This is a genomic window from Glycomyces arizonensis DSM 44726, from assembly GCF_000482705.1.
GTDB classification, from domain to species: domain Bacteria; phylum Actinomycetota; class Actinomycetes; order Mycobacteriales; family Micromonosporaceae; genus Glycomyces; species Glycomyces arizonensis.
The window spans coordinates 349,515-367,176 of record NZ_AXWO01000002.1; the positions used below are offsets into that span (position 1 = coordinate 349,515).

Here is a 17,662-nt window from a genome sequence, read left to right on the forward strand (position 1 = left end):
CTGACTCACACCGAGGGCACCACTATCTCGCAGCGCGCACCCGGGGCGTTCGCCAGCCGCTTGTCAAAGGTCCAAAGCGGCGCATCGAACAGTTCGGCCAGTGCGACATACACCGCGTCGTACGGGGTCATGTTGTGGCGGAGCTCCCAGATTCGTTGGCGGAACTGCCGGTGAGGCACCCGCTCGATCGGGAAGTCCCCAAGGTCGACGACGGCCATGGCCCCGCGGTCTTTGCTGAGCCGACCGAGGCGCTCATACCGGCGCAACGCCGAGAACACCTCGAGGTCGATGTGGTAGGGGGCCATGGCCGGAGTCTCGATGAGTTTGCGGCGCAGCAGGGAGGCGCGCTCGTGCCCACCGATCAGCATTTCGACGAGAACTGAGGAATCGAGGACGATCATCGGGAGTCGCGGTCCTCTCGGATGAATTCGGCGGCTTCCTCGCCGCTCATGTCGATGCCGCCGCGGTGCTCGATCCGCTCGAACAGCTCGGCGGCGGTGGGCCGCCGCGCCTCAGCGATGAGCTTGCGCAGCAGGAACTCCTGCAAGGACATGCCTTCCAGGGCGGCCCGCTGCCGCCAGACGCGGTGTACGTCGTCCGGTACCTCTTTGACCTGTATGTTCTTCATGGATGCAGTATAGCTCTCTAGCATGCGCCGAGCATACAAAAGATTTGAAATGGCTCCGATCATTTCGTGTGCCGTGGCGTGTCACGCGTGCCGGACAGGGGAGCCGCCCTCCGTGGGGCCGCGATTAGTATCGAGTCCCGCCGGAACCGATGGAGGACCTGTGAGCCGCACCTACGAGCCGCCCAAGCCGCACCCGTCCGGTGCGACCCCGCCCCCGCTGCCGCGCGAGTTCGTCCCGCGGCACGTCGCGATCGTCATGGACGGCAACGGCCGCTGGGCCAAGGAACGCGGCCTCAAGCGGACCGAGGGCCACGCCAGAGGCGAGGCCTCGCTGTTCGATGTCATCGAAGGCGCGATCGAGATGGGCGTCGAGACGCTGTCGGCCTATGCCTTCTCCACCGAGAACTGGCGGCGCAGCCCCGACGAGGTGCGTTGGCTCATGGGCTTCAACCGCGACGTGATCCACCGCCGCCGCGACGAGCTGAACGCGATGGGCGTGCGCATCCGCTGGGCCGGGCGCCGCCCGAAGCTGTGGAAGAGCGTCATCGCCGAGCTCGAAGTGGCCGAGGAGATGTCGAAGCACAACGACAAGATCACGCTCCAGTTCTGCGTGAACTACGGCGGCCGGGCCGAGATCGCCGACGCGGCGGCTGCGCTGGCACGGGACGTCAAGGCCGGCAAGGTCAACCCCGACCGGGTGACGGAGAAGACGTTCGCGCGCTACCTCTACAACCCCGACCTGCCCGACGTCGACCTGTTCCTGCGGCCCTCGGGGGAGCAGCGCACCTCGAACTTCCTGCTCTGGCAGTCGGCCTACGCCGAACTGGTCTACATGGACATCCTGTGGCCCGACTTCGACCGGCGCCACCTGTGGCGGGCCTGCGAGATGTACGCCAGGCGCGACCGCCGCTTCGGCGGAGCCGAGCCGAACCCCGTGGCCTGAGGGGAGGTTGTGTCGGGGCTCCGAGCGGGGAGGCCATGAATCGGTCGGCCGGTGTCGGATGCCCCGGCTCGCCGGGCCGCGTCAGTTGGCCTTGGCCTGTTGATGGGCCTCCTGCTCCGATGCCTCCTCGGCGCGCCGCTGCCGGTCCCTGAACGGCGTGAACTCCCTGGCCTCGGCGCGCCGCTCCGCCAACTCATCCACTGCGGCCTGCAACTTGTCGATCCGCTGCAGCAGCAGCGCCGTGTCGGCCGAGACCTGGCCGTCCTCGTCGTCGAGCCGCTGCGCCTCCTCCATCGAGGCCAGCACGACGCCGATGAGGACGTTCATCAGCACGAACGCGGCGAACAGCAGGAAGACGATGAAATAGGGAAGCGTCCACGGGTTGAGCACCATGGCGTCTCGGATGATGTCCCCGAGGTTGTCGAAGGTCAGCACCTGGAGCAGCACCAGCAGCGTCGTGCCCACCGAATCGAAGTGCTCCAGACCGACTCGGCCGTCGGCGCCGAAGGCGATCCAGCCGATCATCGCCCACAGGTACATGAACACGCCGGTCAGCGCGAACACCCCGGCGGACTTGGGCAGCGCCTTGCCCATGGCCACCAGGATGATCCGCAGCGACGGCATCGACCTGACGATCCGCACCACCCGGGCCAGCCGCAGCAGCCGCAGGATCGTCACGTTCTCCCGCAGGCCCGGCAGGAACGAGGCCGCCACGATCGCGAAGTCGAACACGTTCCAGCCCTCGCGGAAGAACCGCCACGGCCTGCGACCGAACGAGACCAGTCCCACCGTCACCTCGAAGGTGAAGAACACCAGGCAGGCGTGGTCGATCCATTCGAGCGCCGGGCCGATCGCCGCTCTCGCCGCGTCGAACGTCATCGCGCCCAGCACCGCCCCGTTGAGCACGATCACCGACATCGACAGGAGCTGGAAGCGGCCCGAGCGCAGCACCGCGCGGCAGGCGCCCGGCACGGTCATGCCGCCGGTCCGCGGCGACGGCGTCGAGTTGGGGGAGGAAGCTTGCACGGGGACAGGGTAATCACAACTGACACACCAGCGCGGCCCCGCCCGCGGCCTGCGAGGTCGGGCCCGCCCCATGCCGCAGAATGGTCGGTGTGAGCCAAGACGTCGCCGAGCGCAGCGCCGAGAGCGCGCCCCCTCGGCCCCGCCGCCGTCCGACCTCCATCGAGGCCCTCGCACTGCTCCTCGTCTTCGGGCTCGCCGCCCGCCCCGGCCTCACCGCGCTGTTCGGCGAGCCCGCCGCGCGGGCCTGGATCGCCAGGTTCGTCGCCGTCATGGTCCAGGCGATCCCGTTCCTGACGCTGGGCGTCGTGCTCTCCTCGGCGATCGCGGCGTTCGTCCCCGCCGGGTTCTTCCACCGCGTCCTCCCGCGCCGCACCGCCGTGGCCGTGCCGGTCGCGGGCGTCTGCGGCGCGGTCCTGCCCGGCTGCGAATGCGCCTCGGTGCCCGTCGCCGGGGCCCTCGTGCGACGCGGCGTGGCCCCCGCCGCGGCCCTGACGTTCATGCTCGCCTCCCCGGCGGTCAACCCGATCGTGGTCGTCTCCACCTTCGCCGCCTTCCCCGGACAGCCCGAGATGGTCGGGGCCCGCCTCGCCGCCTCGCTCGGCGCGGCGGTCGCCATCGGCTGGCTGTGGGTCAGGCTCGGCAGGACCGAGTGGCTGCGACTGCCCGCCCACCGCCACCACGACGCCGGCCCGTGGCCGGCGTTCTGGTCGGGCGTGCGCCACGACTTCTTCCACGCGGGCGGCTACCTCGTCATCGGGGCGGCGATCGCGGCGACGCTGAACACGCTGATCCCCGAGGCCTGGCTGACGCCGCTCGCCGAGCACCCGGTCCTCGGCGTGCTCGCGCTCGCCGTCCTGGCGGTCCTGGTCTCGATGTGCTCGGAGGCCGACGCGTTCGTGGCCGCCTCGCTCACCCAGTTCTCGCCGACCGCGAAGCTGGCGTTCATGGTCGTCGGCCCGTTCATCGACGTCAAGCTCGCGGCGATGCACGCGGCGACCTTCGGGCGCGGCTTCGCCGCCAGGTTCGCGCCCGCCGTGTTCGCCGCGGCCCTCGCCGCGGCCGCCGCCACCGGGATGGTGCTGCTGTGAGACGCGACGCCCAAGCGGTGGTCCTGCTCCTGCTCGGCGGCGGCCTGCTCCGCCTGGCCTTCACCGGCGACTACCTCGACTACGTCAAGCCCTCCGCGTTCTGGCTGATCGTCCCGGCCGGTCTCGCCCTGCTCGCCGTCGCCGCGGTGACGGTCCGGGACCTGTGGCGCGAGCGTCCCGAGGCCGACCACGGCCATCGTGAGCCCCAGGTCGCCTGGCTGCTGCTCGCGCCGGTCGCCGGGATGCTCCTGGTGGCCCCCGGCGCGCTCGGCTCCTACGACGCCGAGCACAGCGGCACCGCCGTCAGCGCCGAGGAGCACCGCTCGGCCTACCCCGAGCTGCCCGACGACGCCGACCCCGTCCCGCTGGCGCTGCTCGACTACGCCGCCCGCGCGATCTTCGACGACGGCCGCACCCTCGAAGGCCACCGCGTCGAGCTGAGCGGATTCATCCTCTACGGCGACGGCGAGCCGCTGCTGGCCCGCATGGTCGTCTCCTGCTGCGCCGCCGACGCCCGGCCGGTCAAGATCGGTCTCGATGGCGACCTTTCGGAAGACCTGGAGCCCGACCAGTGGGTGGAGGTCGTCGGCGCCTACTCGCCGCGGCAGGGCCGCGACGCGATCAACGGGGAGCTCATCCCGTACATCGAGGTGGAATCCACAACGCCGATCGCGGCCCCTGAGCACGAGTATCAGTGACGCCCGGCAGCGGAGCCAACCGTCGCGATCGATGCTGTTGGTAATCAATTTCAGTGATACCGGTCATGCGCGCCGCTCGCGCCCAGTCCAGCCGCCGACGTCTGCCCTGGTGAGCGCCGCGAGCACTGGCAACCCCCACACATTAGATGTTGACAATGATTGTCATCTCTGGGCAAGGTTTCCGCTATGCGCCGAACAATGCTCACAGTGCCCGCAGCCGGGCTGCTCGCCGCGGCCACCCTCGCCGCCTGCGGCGACGACACCGCCTCCTCCGGAGACGGCCTCGACGTCGTCGCGGCCTTCTACCCCCTGGCCTTCGCCGCCGAACAGGTCGGCGGCGACGGCGTCACCGTCACCAACCTGACCCCCGCCGGACAAGAGCCCCACGACCTCGAACTCGCCCCCAGCGACATCGCCGCCATCGAAGAGGCCGACTACATCGTCTACCTCGAAGGCTTCATGCCCGAATTCGACCAGGCCGTCAGCGAGTACGCCGCCGACAAGGCCCTCGAAATCGGCTCCGCCGTGGACCTCCTCGACTACAGCGAGGACACCGAGAACCTCGAAGACCACGACCACGCCGAGGAAGGGCACGCCGAAGAGGACCACGCCGAGGGCGAGCACCACGACCACGAGCACACGACCGAGGGCACCGACCCCCACGTCTGGCTCGACCCCCTCCGCTACGCCACCGTCGGCGAGGCCATCGCCGACGGCCTCGCCGACATCGACGAGGCGGGCGCCGACGCCTACGCCGCCGGAGCCGAGGACTTCACCACCGCGCTCACCGAGCTCGACGCCGAGTTCACCGAGGGGCTCGCGGACCGCACCTCCGACGACATCGTCACCTCCCACGCCGCCTTCGGCTACCTCGCCGACCGCTACGGGCTCCACCAGATCGCCATCTCCGGCGTGAGCCCCGACCAGGAGCCCGACACCCAGCGCATGGCCGAGATCGCCGAATTCGTCGAGACCCACCAGGTCACCACGATCTTCTTCGAGACCCTCGTCTCGCCCGACATCGCCCAGACCCTCGCCGACGAGACCGGCGTCCAGACCGCCGTCCTCAACCCCATCGAAGGCCTGACCGAAGACGACGCCGACGCCGACTACTTCAGCGTCATGCGCGACAACCTCGCAGCGCTGCGGGTGGCGCTCGGCTCGTCCTGAGCGAGAATGAACCAATGCCCGTCATAGCAACCCGCGGCGCGACCGTCTCCTACGGCGGCCGCGCCGTCGTCCGCGGCGTCGACCTCGCCGTCGAACCAGGCGAGGCCGTCGCCGTCATGGGCGCCAACGGCTCAGGCAAGTCCACGCTCATCAAGGCCGTCGTCGGCCTGGTGCCCCTCGCCTCCGGAGCGATCGAGCTGTTCGGCGTCCCGCAGCGCCGCTTCCGCGACTGGAAGCGCATCGGCTACGTCCCCCAGCGCACCGGCGCCGCCTCCGGCGTCCCCGCCACCGCCGCCGAGGTCGTCGCCCAAGGACGCCTCGGCCACCGCCTCCTCGGCCTGCCGCAGCGCCGAGGCGACCGCGACGCCGTCGCCCAGAGCCTCGACGAAGTCGGCCTCGCCGACCACGCCCACTGCGCAGTTGACACCCTCTCCGGCGGCCAGCAGCAGCGCGTCCTCATCGCCCGCGCCCTCGCCACCGAGCCCGACGTGCTCATCATGGACGAGCCCACCGTCGGCGTCGACGCCCAGACCCAGGCCGCGCTCGCCGCGGTCGTCGCCGACCGCATCGACGCCGGGTGCGCGGTCCTGCTCGTCACCCACGAGCTCGGCCCGCTCACCCACCGGCTCGACCGCGCCGTCGTCCTCGCCGACGGCCGCCTCGTCCACGACGGCGCGCCCCCGCGCCCGGTAGGCGAGCACGCCGACCCCCGCCACCAGCACGCGCATCCGCACTCCAACGGCGAGAGCACCGACGACCTCTGGGGCGGCAAGTGAGCCCCCACAAGCCCGTCCTCGATCCTTGGGGCAGCAGATGAGCCTGGACATGTCGATCTTCAGCTACGAGTTCATGCAGCGCGCCCTCATCAGCGCGCTCGTCGTCGGCCTGTGCGCGCCCGCCGTCGGCGTCTTCCTCGTGCAGAAGCGCCTCGCGCTCATCGGCGACGGGCTCGGCCACATCGCGCTGACCGGTGTCGCCATCGGCTTCCTCACCGGCGGATCGCCCATGTGGACGACCCTCGCCACCACCGTCGTCGCCTCGATCGCCATGGAGCTGCTGCGCAGCCACTCCAAGACCTCCGGGGACGTCGCGCTGGCCATGATGTTCTACGGCGGCATCGCCGGGGGCGTCTACCTCACCGGCATCGCCTCCGACAAGGGCGTCGCCAACCTCCAGCAGTACCTGTTCGGCTCCCTGCTCACCGCCGGGTGGGACGAGGTCTGGACCATCGCGGTCGGCGGCGCCGCCGTCGCGCTGCTCATGCTGGTGCTCAGGCCGTGGATGTCGGCCGTCGCCACCGACGAGCAGTACGCCCGCGTCGCCGGGCTCCCCGTCGCCGGGCTCAACCTGCTGCTGCTCATGACCACCGCCGTCGTCGTCTCCGTCTCGATGCGCGCGGTCGGCCTGCTCCTGGTCAGCGCCCTGCTCGTCATCCCCGTGGTCACCGTCCAGCAGTTCACGCGCTCGTTCCGCGCCACCATGTACGGCGGCATGGCCGCCGGGTTCCTCATCGCCGGGGCCGGCATCCTCGCCTCGGCCGTCCAGGACGTCCCGCCCGGAGCCACGATCGTGCTCATCGGCGTGGCCTGCTTCGTCGCCACCGCCGCCGTCGCCTCGCTCGCGCGCGGCCTCCGCCGCACCAGGCGGGGGCACCTGCCGCCCGAAGGCGAGCCGCTCGAAGTCGAGCTGCCGCGAACCGAGGCCTCGGGCGGCCCGCAGGCGACGCCGAAGGGATGACGCGGCGTGGGGGAGACGACACCTGGACCGCCCCGACCACTGGGGACGCGATATTTTTGCGGGGTGCGCACTGAAACCGAGCTCACCGAGTCCACGCCCGCCGACTACGAGCAGGCGGGCGAGCTGCTGCGCGCGCTCGCCGCGCCGCTGCGCATCGCGATCGTGATGGAGCTGGCCGAGGGGCCGAAGTACGTGCACCGGATCGTGGAGGTCCTCGGCGTCACCCAGCCGCTGGTCTCCCAGCACCTGCGGGTCCTGCGAGGGGCGGGCATCGTGCGCGGGACCCGATCGGGCAGGGAGATCTCGTACAGTCTTATCGACGACCACATCGCCCACATCGTCACGGACGCGGTCAACCACGCCCGGGAGGAGCGGTGATCCGGAAGCCCCGGCTCCGCTCCGCACCGGTGTGGTCGACCACGTCCGGAGCGAACGGTGATTCGGGAGCCCCGGATCCGTTCCGGACCGGCACCGCCGACCGTGCCCGGGAGGAGCGGTAACTTGGGAGTCCTGCGCCGGCCCCGGGCCGACGCCGTCAATCACTCACGGGAGGGAATCGCAGTGGCAGCCAAGCCGCCGGCCGAGAACATGGCGCGGTCCACCAAGCAGCGGACCGCGATCCTCGAGCTGCTCGAAGCCGACGACGCCTTCCGCAGCGCCCAGGACCTCCACGCGATCCTGCGCGACGCCGGGTCCAAGATCGGGCTGACCACCGTCTACCGCACCCTCCAGGCGTTCGCCGACGCCGACGTCGTCGACGTCATGCGCCTGCCCGGCGGCGACCACCTGTACCGGCTGTGCTCGGCCGAGGAACACCACCACCACCTGGTGTGCCGCAGCTGCGGCAGGACCGTCGAGGTCGCCGGTCCGACCGTGGAGCGCTGGGCCAACAAGGTCGCCTCCGAGCACGGCTTCACCGACGTCGGACACACGCTCGAACTCCACGGCCTGTGCGCGACATGCTCGAAGTAGGCTTAGAGCGATGCTGGTTCTGTATCGTTTCGCCGTCGACCAAAGCGAAACGGAAGACTTCTCCCGCGACGCCGAGGCCGCACTGGCGGCGCTGGCGTCGTGCGACGGGTATGTCCGCGGCGGCCTCGGCCACGCCGTCGACGAGGACGCGACCTGGATGCTGTGGACCGAGTGGATCGGCATCGGCGCCTACCGCCGCGCGCTGTCGAGCTACCAGGTGAAGATGTCCACCCCGCTGCTGTCGCGCGCCCTGCCGGAGGCCTCGGGCTTCGAGGTGTTCGCCGAGTGCGCGCCCGGCGGCGAGCCGGCCCGGACCGGCTCGGACCGGTCCGACGACCCCCAGACCGCCCGACAGGAGGCCTCGCGATGAGCGACCGCCCCGACCGCCCCCCGGCCGAGGACGTGCCGCAGCCCGAGCCGCGCGGGCCCGAACCGGTCGTCGAGCCGGTGCCCGTCCACCCCGCCGCCCCGATCCAGGTCGCCCCCGACCCGGGGGCCGCGCCGATCCTCGAAGGCGCGGCCGAGCCCGATCGCGGCGAACCGGACGCCCCCGAGCCGCCGCGCGAGGAGCGGCCGCCCACCGAGCCGCCCCGCACCGAGGAGACGCTGGCGCTGCCGCCCACCACGACGAGCCAGGACCCGCCGCCGCCCTCGCAGCCCGAGCACCGCTCGACGCTGGAGGGCATCGCGGTGCCGTTCGCGGCCCCGCCCGCCGAGCGCAACGGCGGCAGGCTCGCCGCCAAGCTGTCGGTCGGCATCGGCGGCGGCCTGCTCATCGTCATCGCCGTGGTGGTCGCGCTGTCCCTCTCGCTCAACACCCTGACCGAGTCCTACCTGGAGAAGGTGGAGGACACGGCCCAGACCTTCATGTACGACGTCGCCAACGAGCAGTGGGACGACGCCCACGAACTGCTGTGCCCCAAGTTGCAGGAGCAGCCGGTCGAGGACTACATCGAGGAATGGGACTCCTGGGCGTCCGACGGCGCCGAGGTCCAGCATGCCCGCGACGGGATGAGCGGGGCGTACGTGCCGGTCGAGCTCGCCGACGGGTCGACTATGGAGCTCCGCATCCTCATCGAGCAGAGCACCGAGTCCGTCGACACCAGCATCTGCGGCTGGGACCTCACCGACGGATAGCGATCGGTGCCGCGGTTCGCGCGGTCGCGAGTCCACGACGGCCGAAACCGCGCCCACCCCTTGCGATGAGCGCGGCGCCAATCGTTCCTTACTAATACTGCGGCTGCTGCGGATAGCCCTGCTGCGGCTGCTGCGGCGCGTAACCCTGCGGCGCCTGCGTGCCCATGCCCGGCTGCCCCATGGGAACGGTCATGACAATCGCCATCGGAGGCTTGCGCGGCGTCCACTTCTTGACGCCCGGCACCAGCATGAGCACGAGGATGGCGATCGCCAAGACCTGGAGGGCCCCTTGGCGGGCGAACATCATCGGATAGGGGTTCGGCGCCCACGGCAGGAGGAATTCGCTGTTGTCGCGGTAATCGAGGAACACGAGCACGAGCAGGAACCCCGCCATGAGGACCGCGCCGATCGACCAGACGACACCGAAGATCCGGGCCCCGGCGGCGCCCTTCATCAACCCGGGCGCGCAGATGACGGCGCAGATCAGCAGTACCACGTGCATGACGGTCGGGATGCCCACCCACCAGAGGTTCCGGTGGTCGAGGAACGCCCCCGGCAGCGACATGAACTCGTATCTGGCGTCCATGTCCATCGCCCGGTCGATGAGCGTCCACGCGCCCCACGCGCACAGCGCCGCGAACAGCCACACGACGATGACGGCGAAGGTCGCGGCGCCGGGCCTGGTCGCCGGGCGCTCCGGCTGCGGGGCGCCCACCGCGCCCTGCATGCCGCCCATGGCCCCCGGCATGCCCGCCACCTGCACCTCGCCCCGCTGTATGCGGTGCATGAGGATCCACTGCCGCGCCGACTTGGAGCACAGCAGCCCCAGCAGTGTGCCGTCGAGCGCGGCGAACACGAGCCCGAACAGCAGCGGTATCACCGTCGTGTCGATGAAGATGATCCCGAAGACGATGCCCACGCACGCGAAGAGCAGCCCGAGGATGGCCGACACCAGGTTCCAGATCCACGCCCAGCGCTTGCCGCGCGCGATGTGGACGGGCGTCAGCACCGACTGGATCGTCGTGTACAGCGCGTACGCCAGTGGGATCAGCATCAGCGGCTGGAAGAGGTCGATCATGTTGATGATCGTGAAGACGTCGCCGACCGCGCCGATCGCGAGGAAGATCCACAGGATCGCCTGGATCCCGGTGATCGTGCCGGGCTTGCTCATCGTCATCGAAGGCGGCGGCATCTGGCCGGGGACCGGCTGCCCCGCCGGACCGCCGGCCGGACCGTAGGCGCCGCCGGGCCCCATCGTCTGGGGCGGCGGTGAACCCGGCTGCCCCGCCGGACCGTAGGCGCCGCCGGGGCCCATCGCCGGAGGCGGCGGAGAACCCGGCCGGTATCCGTTGGGCGGCGGGGGCTGCTGGGGTGGGAACGTCATACTTGTGTCCTTGCGTGTATGGATCGCTCGCGATGCGTGGCTTCCACGGGCGCGGATTCGCCCCTGTTTCCTTATGCGTACGGGCTGTTCGGCATGCCCAGGCTAGCGGATGTCGACAACCGGGCGGTGGTGCGCGCGTTTGCTAGTCTGACTCACGCCGAGAGACCTCCGAGCGAAGCAGGACGCACCGTGTCTGACATAACGCCCACCTCCTCCCACACGTTCCAAGTGGATCTGCGGGGCCTGGTGGACCTGCTGTCCCACCACCTGTACTCGTCTCCGAGAGTGTATGTCCGAGAGCTCCTCCAGAACGCCGTCGACGCCATCACGGCGCGCCGAGCCTTCGAGCCCGACGCCCCCGGCTCCGTCCGCATCGCCACCGACGGGCAGCGCCTGACGATCACCGACCCCGGCGTGGGGCTGACCGTCGCCGAGGTCCACAAGCTGCTCGCCACCATCGGCGGATCGTCCAAACGCGACGAGGAGATCGAGGGGGCCCGCCGGGACTTCCTCGGCCAGTTCGGCATCGGCCTCCTCGCGTGCTTCACCGTCGCCTCGGTCATCACCGTCACCTCCCGCTCGGCCCGCGAACGCGGCGCCGCCGCCGTGCGCTGGTCGGCGCGCGACGACGGCTCCTACACCGTCACCGAACTGCCCGCCGCCGAAGGGCCCGAGGCCGGCACCGTCGTCGAACTGACCGCCCGGCCCGGCGAGGCCTGGCTCGAACCCGGCAAGGTCGCCGAGCTCGCCCGCGAATACGGCTCGCTCCTGCCGGTCGACATCACCGTCGAAGGCGGCGGCCGGACCGTGCGAGTCACCGACACGCCGCCGCTGTGGGAACGCACCTGGCCCACCGCGACGGCCCGCCGCCTCGCGCTCAACGCCTACTGCGAGGCGACGCTCGGCTTCGCCCCGCTCGACATCATCGACCTCGACGTCCCCCTGGCGGGCATCAAAGGCGCCGCGTTCGTCCTGCCGCACGCGACCTCCCCGTCCGCGCGCCCGGCCCACCGCGTCCACCTCAAGCGGATGCTCCTGACCGACACCGCCGACAACCTCGTCCCCGAATGGGCCTTCTTCGTCCGCTGCGTCGTCGACACCGACGCGCTGCGCCCCACCGCCAGCCGCGAGTCCCTCTACGACGACGAGGCCCTCGCCGTCGCCCGCGACGCCGTCGGCGCCCAGATCCGCGACTGGCTCGCCCGCCTCGCCTCGGCCGACCCGGCGCGCCTGGAGGCCTTCCTCGCCGTCCACGAACTCGGCGTCAAGGCGCTCGCCCGCCACGACCCCGACCTGCTGGAGGCCATGCTCCCGTGGCTGCGCTTCGAGACCACCGACGGCCGCGCGAACCTCGTCGACTTCGCCCGCGCCCACCGGCCGGTCTACCTCGCCGCCACCGTCGACGAGTACCGCCAGGTCGCCCAGATCGCCGCCGCCCAGGGCATCGGCGTGGTCAACGGCGGCTACACCTACGACGCCGAGCTCGTCCAGGCGCTCCCGCGCCTCGACCCGCAGGTCAAGGTCGAGTCCCTCCAGCCCGGCGTCATCTCCGCGACCCTCGACGCGCTCCCGGTCGAGACCGAGCTGTCCCTCCAGGCCTTCCTGGGCGCCGCCCGCGCCCACCTCGACGCGGTCGACGTCGACGTCGTGGTCCGCGAGTTCAACCCCGTCTCCGTGCCCGCGCTCCTGCTCGACGACAGGGAGGCCCGCCGCGAACGCCAGAGGGCCGAGGCCGAGGCCGAGGCCGACGACCTGTGGGGCGGCATCCTCGCCTCCATCAAGCAGCACGCCCCGCGCGCCCAGCTCGTCCTCAACCACCGCAACCCCACCGTCCGCCGCGTCAGCGCCATCGGCGACCCCGAACTGGCCGGGACGGCGGTCGAATCGCTCTACGGGCAGGCGCTCCTGATGAGCCACCGCCCGCTGCGCGCGGCCGACACCGCGCTGCTCAACCGCTCGTTCATGAACCTGCTCGAGCATGTTACGAAGGAGTAGAGGCCTGAACGCGAGCCCGTCCGCACCCGCCGCGAGCCTCCCCGCCAGGAAGCGGGGAACCCGATCCGAACCCGTCCGCGCACGCCGCGAAGCGGCGGCGCCCTGAACCCGCACCCGACCGGACACCAACCCTCCCGCACACGTCACTGTCACTGTCACTAAGGACTGGCCATGTCGACTCCCGACCCCGATGAGATCTGGCGACTGCTCAACGAGGCACGCTTCGAAGAGGCGAGTGAGGCGAAGGTCGCGGCCCTGGAGCGGGCCGTGGAGGCCGCCGACGCCGTCGGCGACCCCGAACTGGTCAACTACGCGCTCAACGGCCTCGTCGACGCCTACGAGTTCTCCCGCGACTCCACCCGCATCCTCATCCCCTTCGCGCGCCTGCTGCGCAACTTCGACACCAGCCCCGAGCACTTCGACGCCTACCTGACCCGCTCGCTGTACTGGACGTTCAAGTGGATCGTCGACAAGATGATCGAGCAGCCCGACGTGCCGCTGGAGTCCATCGAGCACTGGCTCTCCGAGATGCGCACCCGCTACGCCGAGGCCGGCTACTCGATGCACGCCCCCGCCGCCTACGACATGCAGCTGGCCTTCCACATCGGCGACTACGACCGCGTCGCCACCGCCATCGAGGCCCTCGGCGAAGCCGAGGAGGACGACATGTCCGACTGCGCCGCATGCCAGTACACCTCCCTGGCCACCATCGTCTTCTACGCCGAGGAGGACAGCGCCGACGCCGCGATGGAGATGCTCGAACCCGTCCTCGCCGGCGAGTACAGCTGCGCCCACGAGCCCCACTACGCCCTCGCGCTGTCCCTCATCCCGCTCGTCGAACTCGGCAGGCCAGACGAGGCCCGCGCCAACCACCTGCGCGGCTACATGATGTGCAAGGGCAAGGAGGACATGGTCCCGATGATCGCCCTGCACGTCGAGTTCTGCGCCCTCACCGGCAACGAGGCCCGCGCCGTCGAGATCCTCGCCGACCACGCCCGCTTCTTCGACCTCGACCTCGGCGTCAGCGAACGCCAGCGGCTGCTGGAGGTCACCGTCCTCACCTGCCGCCGCCTGCGGGCCCTCGGCTTCGCCGACACCGCCATGCCCGGCCCCGGCGGCCGCGACTGGACCGCCGACGACCTCCACGACTGGGCCGAGGCCGAACGGGCCGCCATCGTCGCCAAGTTCGACGCCCGCAACGGCAACGACCACCACTCCAGCATGTCCGCCTGCGTCATCGGCTCCACGCCCTACCCCGAGCCGGTCCACCTGGGCCTCAAGGAGTTCCAGCCGAAGGAGCCCGCCCCGCCGGTCGCCCCCGAGCAGGTCGAGGGCCCCGACCTCGACAAGGCCATCGACGCCGCCTATGCGGCCTACGACGGCTGTTCGCCCGACGTCTGGAAGGCCTGGCTGCGCGTCGGCGCCATCGCCGACTCCCTCGGCATCGAACTCATCGCCGAGCACCGCGCCGAGATCGCCCACGCCCAGTCGGCCGAGTCCGACGACACCGTCGAGATCCTCGCCGGGCTCGCGCGCGCCTCCGAGCTGTTCGGCCTCGCCGGGCAGCCCGGCCGCGCCCTCGTCGCCGACGCGTTCGCGCTGCTGCACCTGGCCGAGACCGAACCCGAGCGCGTGAGCGCCGGAGCGGCCGACATCGAAGGCGCCGCCCGCCGCCTGCGCGAGGAGCAGCGCATCGACGACCGCAGCTTCCACACCAGCCGGGTGCTCGCCCTCCGCGCGGAGCACATCGCCGCCGGGGACGGCCCCGTCCCGGCCGGCCTCGACGAGCGCGCCCGCGCCCTCGACGACGAACTGGCCGCCTTCCCCGAGCGCCGCTACGCGCTCATCCGCCGCTGCGACCTCGCCGACCTGCGCGCCCGCCTGACCGACGACGCCGCGACCAAGACCGCGCTGCTGCGCGCCGGGCTCCGCATCGCCCAGGCCGCCGAGGCCGGATGGGCCGTCGCCCGCGCCGACGCCGACCTGGCCGACCAGCTCGCCCTCGCCGGCGAGTTCGAGGCCGCCCTGGAGGCCACCCGCGAAGGCATCGCCGCGCTCGACGCCGACCCCGGCCACGCCATCGCCGCGAAGCTCCACCTCCAGGCCGCCGAGTTCAACATGCGCCTGGGCGACCACCGCGGCACCTACGAGCACGCGCTCAAGGCGTCGGTCCACTGCGACGCCGCGGGCATGACCATCCCCGCGGCCATCGCCCGCCACCTCATGGGCGTCGCCCTCGTCGAGCAGGACCGCCGCGCCGAGGCCGTGCCCGTCCTCGAAGCCGCCCTCGCCGACCTGCCCGGGAGCGACCTGTGGCGGGTGTGCAACGTGCGGTTCAACCTCGCCGAGTCCTACGACCGCATCGACGACACCAGGCAGGCCGTCGAGCACGGCCTGGCCGCCCTCGCGCTCATGGAGACCGCCGAGGACGACTACACGGCCCGTCTGTACGCCGACACGCTGTTCCTCACCGGCGAACTGCTCGAGAAGCTCGGCGAGCACGACCACGCCCTCGAGGTCTACACGCGCGCCGCCGCCGCGGCCGACGAGCTCGGCGACCTCACGTCCTGGACCCGCGTGAGCCGCGCCAAGGTCTGGCTGCTGCGCACCGTCGCCGGGGACGCCGCCTTCGGCGAAGGGCTCCAGACCATGGCCCAGCTCGCCGCGCGCCTTCAGTCCGTCCGTTCCGACCCCGAGGTGATCGACCAGGTCAAGGAGACCTGCCGGTTCGAACTCGGCGAGACCTACCGCCAGCACGCCCAGCTGACCTTCCAGTTCCTGGAGAGCCAGGCCGGGGAACCGGGGCTGCGCCGCGACGAGGCCGAGCCGGTGCTCGACCTCCAGCGCCGCGCGCTCGCCGTCTTCCGCGACGGGCCGCTGCTGCTGGAGCGGGCGAGTCTGACCGCGCACCAGACGATGTGGCTGCTCGCCGAGCTCGGCGACGTGCCCGGCGCGATCGGCGTGGGGGAGGAGGCCCTCGGCTGGCTGGCCGCCCCGGAGTTCACCGAGGCCCGCGAGGGCTTCGAGCAGCACCTGGCGGACCTGAAGCAGGGCGATCGATAGGCGGTTCGGTTCGGAGCGCCCCGCGCCCGCCCGACCCGCACCGGGCCCTGCCGAGAGGGGAGCCAGCAGGCGCCCGGCCCCTGCGAGGTAGGCTTGTCCAGCGGTGGCCGCGGCGGCTCTTGCCCGCTGCGAACCGGATCAACCGGCCACCGGGCCAGCCTTGGCAGGTCTGATCCGCGGCCCGTACGCACTCTCGGCCCCGCCGAGTCAAAAGCGCTTGCGGCCGTGCATCGGCCGAGAACACCATCTGTTCTGAGAACTTATTCGAGTCTCACCGACCGCCAGCCGGATCGAGAGGAATCATCGTGTCCCAAGACCGCACCGACGCACTCATCAGCCTGTGCAAACGCCGTGGCTTCGTCTTCCCCAGCTCGGAGATCTACGGAGGCACCCGCTCGGCTTGGGACTACGGTCCGCTCGGCGTGGAGCTCAAGGAGAACATCCGCCGCGAATGGTGGAACGCGATGGTGCGCCGGCGTGACGACGTGGTCGGCCTCGACTCGGCCGTCGTCCTCAACTCCCAGGTGTGGGAGGCCAGCGGCCACGTCAAGGAGTTCACCGACCCGCTCACCGAGTGCCAGTCGTGCCACAAGCGCTTCCGCGCCGACCACCTCGTCGAGGCCTACCAGGAGAAGCACGACGGCCGCGAGCCCGAGGGCGGCCTGCACGACCTCGCCTGCCCCAACTGCGGCGCCCGCGGCTCCTTCACCGAGCCGCGCATGTTCAACGGCCTGATGAAGACCTACCTCGGCGCGACCGAGGACTCCGAGAACGAGCACTTCCTGCGCCCCGAGACCGCCCAGGGCATCTTCGTGAACTTCACGAACGTCATGACCGCGGCCCGCAAGAAGCCGCCGTTCGGCATCGCGCAGGTCGGCAAGTCGTTCCGCAACGAGATCACGCCGGGCAACTTCATCTTCCGCACCCGCGAGTTCGAGCAGATGGAGATGGAGTTCTTCGTCGAGCCGGGCACCGACGAGGAATGGCACGAGTACTGGCTCCAGGAGCGCTGGAACTGGTACGTCGACCTCGGCCTGGCCGAGGAGAACCTGCGCCGCTACGAGCACCCGAAGGACAAGCTCAGCCACTACTCGAAGCGCACCGTCGACATCGAGTACCGCTTCCGCTTCGGCGGCGGCGAGTTCGGCGAGCTGGAGGGCATCGCGAACCGGACCGACTTCGACCTGTCGACCCACGCGTCCCACTCGGGCGCCGACCTGTCGTACTTCGACCAGGCCAAGGGCGAGCGCTGGACGCCGTACGTCATCGAGCCCGCCGCCGGTCTGACCCGCTCGGTGCTGGCGTTCCTGCTCGAGGCCTACGACGTCGACGAGGCGCCGAACACCAAGGGCGGGGTCGACAAGCGCACCGTGCTCCGGTTCGACCCGCGCCTGGCGCCCGTGAAGGCCGCCGTGCTGCCCTTGAGCCGCAACGAGAACCTCTCGCCGAAGGCCAAGGACCTCGCGGCGCGGCTGCGCACCCGCTGGAACGTCGACTTCGACGACGCCGGCGCGATCGGGCGCCGCTACCGCCGCGCGGACGAGATCGGCACGCCGTACTGCGTCACCGTCGACTTCGACACGCTCGAAGACCAGGCCGTGACCATCCGCGACCGCGACTCGATGAAGCAGGAGCGCGTGGCCCTCGACCAGGTCGAGCGGTACCTCCTCGAGCGGCTGTAGCGGCTCGGCCGCTCATACGGCGACCGCGAGGGGCATAGCGTTGTCCCGCTGAACTAGGGCCTGTCCTGTGAATCAGACCGGGCGGTATCCGGCCCATTTGTCCCGCCCGTCGCCCGCCCCCACCCGAGATCGCGCTCGC

The 17,662-nt window shown here is 71.1% G+C and carries 17 protein-coding genes; 13 read left to right on the plus strand and 4 right to left on the minus strand.

The window, feature by feature from the left end; genetic code table 11:
• Positions 1 to 5 precede the first annotated feature (5 nt).
• Positions 6 to 401, minus strand: a complete 396-nt coding sequence (locus H613_RS0104375) for a type II toxin-antitoxin system VapC family toxin (protein ID WP_026922851.1) — start codon at positions 399 to 401, stop codon at positions 6 to 8.
• Positions 398 to 628: a hypothetical protein gene (locus H613_RS0104380; protein ID WP_026922852.1), complete on the minus strand. Its 231-nt coding sequence runs from the start codon at positions 626 to 628 to the stop codon at positions 398 to 400. The genes H613_RS0104375 and H613_RS0104380 overlap by 4 nt, the downstream gene beginning before the upstream one ends.
• Before the next feature lie 160 nt (positions 629 to 788).
• On the opposite strand from H613_RS0104380, the gene H613_RS0104385 reads away from it, so the two are divergent.
• The gene (locus tag H613_RS0104385; protein ID WP_026922853.1) at positions 789 to 1,571 is read left to right on the plus strand and encodes an isoprenyl transferase; all 783 of its coding nucleotides are present in this window, start codon (positions 789 to 791) and stop codon (positions 1,569 to 1,571) included.
• Positions 1,572 to 1,652: 81 nt separating this feature from the next.
• Here H613_RS0104385 and H613_RS24340 read toward each other — a convergent pair whose 3' ends face one another.
• Complete coding sequence (locus H613_RS24340) at positions 1,653 to 2,597, minus strand: ion transporter (protein ID WP_169731946.1); 945 nt, start codon at positions 2,595 to 2,597, stop codon at positions 1,653 to 1,655.
• Between the two features lie 80 nt (positions 2,598 to 2,677).
• On the opposite strand from H613_RS24340, the gene H613_RS0104395 reads away from it, so the two are divergent.
• The 9 genes from H613_RS0104395 (at position 2,678) to H613_RS0104435 (ending at position 9,399) form a co-directional block, all read left to right on the plus strand.
• Entirely contained in the window at positions 2,678 to 3,685 is a 1,008-nt protein-coding gene (locus H613_RS0104395; protein ID WP_026922854.1) for a permease, read from the plus strand.
• A complete protein-coding gene (locus tag H613_RS0104400; RefSeq protein WP_026922855.1) occupies positions 3,682 to 4,383 on the plus strand; it encodes a TIGR03943 family putative permease subunit in 702 nt (233 codons plus the stop codon). The genes H613_RS0104395 and H613_RS0104400 overlap by 4 nt, the downstream gene beginning before the upstream one ends.
• 198 nt (positions 4,384 to 4,581) lie before the next feature.
• Positions 4,582 to 5,553, plus strand: a complete 972-nt coding sequence (locus H613_RS0104405) for a metal ABC transporter substrate-binding protein (RefSeq protein WP_342673006.1) — start codon at positions 4,582 to 4,584, stop codon at positions 5,551 to 5,553.
• A 14-nt stretch (positions 5,554 to 5,567) separates the two neighbouring features.
• Entirely contained in the window at positions 5,568 to 6,329 is a 762-nt protein-coding gene (locus H613_RS0104410; protein WP_035735992.1) for a metal ABC transporter ATP-binding protein, read from the plus strand.
• A 49-nt stretch (positions 6,330 to 6,378) separates the two neighbouring features.
• On the plus strand, positions 6,379 to 7,290 hold the full coding sequence (locus tag H613_RS24345; protein WP_051392946.1) for a metal ABC transporter permease: 912 nt from the start codon (positions 6,379 to 6,381) through the stop codon (positions 7,288 to 7,290).
• Between the two features lie 63 nt (positions 7,291 to 7,353).
• Positions 7,354 to 7,668 carry an ArsR/SmtB family transcription factor gene (locus H613_RS0104420; protein WP_026922857.1) on the plus strand — a complete coding sequence of 105 codons (315 nt, stop codon included), beginning with the start codon at positions 7,354 to 7,356 and terminating at the stop codon, positions 7,666 to 7,668.
• Between the two features lie 210 nt (positions 7,669 to 7,878).
• The gene (locus H613_RS0104425; protein ID WP_035736200.1) at positions 7,879 to 8,262 is read left to right on the plus strand and encodes a transcriptional repressor; all 384 of its coding nucleotides are present in this window, start codon (positions 7,879 to 7,881) and stop codon (positions 8,260 to 8,262) included.
• Between the two features lie 10 nt (positions 8,263 to 8,272).
• Positions 8,273 to 8,632 carry a hypothetical protein gene (locus H613_RS0104430; protein ID WP_026922859.1) on the plus strand — a complete coding sequence of 120 codons (360 nt, stop codon included), beginning with the start codon at positions 8,273 to 8,275 and terminating at the stop codon, positions 8,630 to 8,632.
• On the plus strand, positions 8,629 to 9,399 hold the full coding sequence (locus H613_RS0104435; protein ID WP_026922860.1) for a hypothetical protein: 771 nt from the start codon (positions 8,629 to 8,631) through the stop codon (positions 9,397 to 9,399). The genes H613_RS0104430 and H613_RS0104435 overlap by 4 nt, the downstream gene beginning before the upstream one ends.
• A gap of 91 nt (positions 9,400 to 9,490) precedes the next feature.
• Here H613_RS0104435 and H613_RS0104440 read toward each other — a convergent pair whose 3' ends face one another.
• Positions 9,491 to 10,783 (minus strand): hypothetical protein, encoded by a 1,293-nt coding sequence (locus H613_RS0104440; protein WP_156925815.1) that lies wholly within the window; start codon positions 10,781 to 10,783, stop codon positions 9,491 to 9,493.
• Between the two features lie 189 nt (positions 10,784 to 10,972).
• Between H613_RS0104440 and H613_RS0104445 the strand changes: the two genes are divergently transcribed.
• From H613_RS0104445 to H613_RS0104455, 3 genes are all read left to right on the plus strand, one after another.
• Complete coding sequence (locus H613_RS0104445) at positions 10,973 to 12,778, plus strand: HSP90 family protein (RefSeq protein WP_211234697.1); 1,806 nt, start codon at positions 10,973 to 10,975, stop codon at positions 12,776 to 12,778.
• A 171-nt stretch (positions 12,779 to 12,949) separates the two neighbouring features.
• Positions 12,950 to 15,841 (plus strand): tetratricopeptide repeat protein, encoded by a 2,892-nt coding sequence (locus H613_RS0104450; protein ID WP_026922863.1) that lies wholly within the window; start codon positions 12,950 to 12,952, stop codon positions 15,839 to 15,841.
• 305 nt (positions 15,842 to 16,146) lie between these two features.
• Entirely contained in the window at positions 16,147 to 17,523 is a 1,377-nt protein-coding gene (locus H613_RS0104455; protein ID WP_026922864.1) for a glycine--tRNA ligase, read from the plus strand.
• Positions 17,524 to 17,662: the final 139 nt, after the last annotated feature.

Excerpts from the sequence above, each read along its gene's own strand:
- H613_RS0104375 (WP_026922851.1), bottom strand. The coding sequence starts at position 401 with ATGATCGTCCTCGATTCCTCAGTTCTCGTCGAAATGCTGATCGGTGGG.
- H613_RS0104380 (WP_026922852.1), bottom strand. The coding sequence starts at position 628 with ATGAAGAACATACAGGTCAAAGAGGTACCGGACGACGTACACCGCGTC.
- H613_RS0104395 (WP_026922854.1), top strand. The coding sequence starts at position 2,678 with ATGGTCGGTGTGAGCCAAGACGTCGCCGAGCGCAGCGCCGAGAGCGCG.
- H613_RS0104405 (WP_342673006.1), top strand. The coding sequence starts at position 4,582 with ATGCTCACAGTGCCCGCAGCCGGGCTGCTCGCCGCGGCCACCCTCGCC.
- H613_RS0104410 (WP_035735992.1), top strand. The coding sequence starts at position 5,568 with ATGCCCGTCATAGCAACCCGCGGCGCGACCGTCTCCTACGGCGGCCGC.
- H613_RS24345 (WP_051392946.1), top strand. The coding sequence starts at position 6,379 with ATGTCGATCTTCAGCTACGAGTTCATGCAGCGCGCCCTCATCAGCGCG.
- H613_RS0104425 (WP_035736200.1), top strand. The coding sequence starts at position 7,879 with ATGGCGCGGTCCACCAAGCAGCGGACCGCGATCCTCGAGCTGCTCGAA.
- H613_RS0104430 (WP_026922859.1), top strand. The coding sequence starts at position 8,273 with ATGCTGGTTCTGTATCGTTTCGCCGTCGACCAAAGCGAAACGGAAGAC.
- H613_RS0104435 (WP_026922860.1), top strand. The coding sequence starts at position 8,629 with ATGAGCGACCGCCCCGACCGCCCCCCGGCCGAGGACGTGCCGCAGCCC.
- H613_RS0104440 (WP_156925815.1), bottom strand. The coding sequence starts at position 10,783 with ATGACGTTCCCACCCCAGCAGCCCCCGCCGCCCAACGGATACCGGCCG.
- H613_RS0104450 (WP_026922863.1), top strand. The coding sequence starts at position 12,950 with ATGTCGACTCCCGACCCCGATGAGATCTGGCGACTGCTCAACGAGGCA.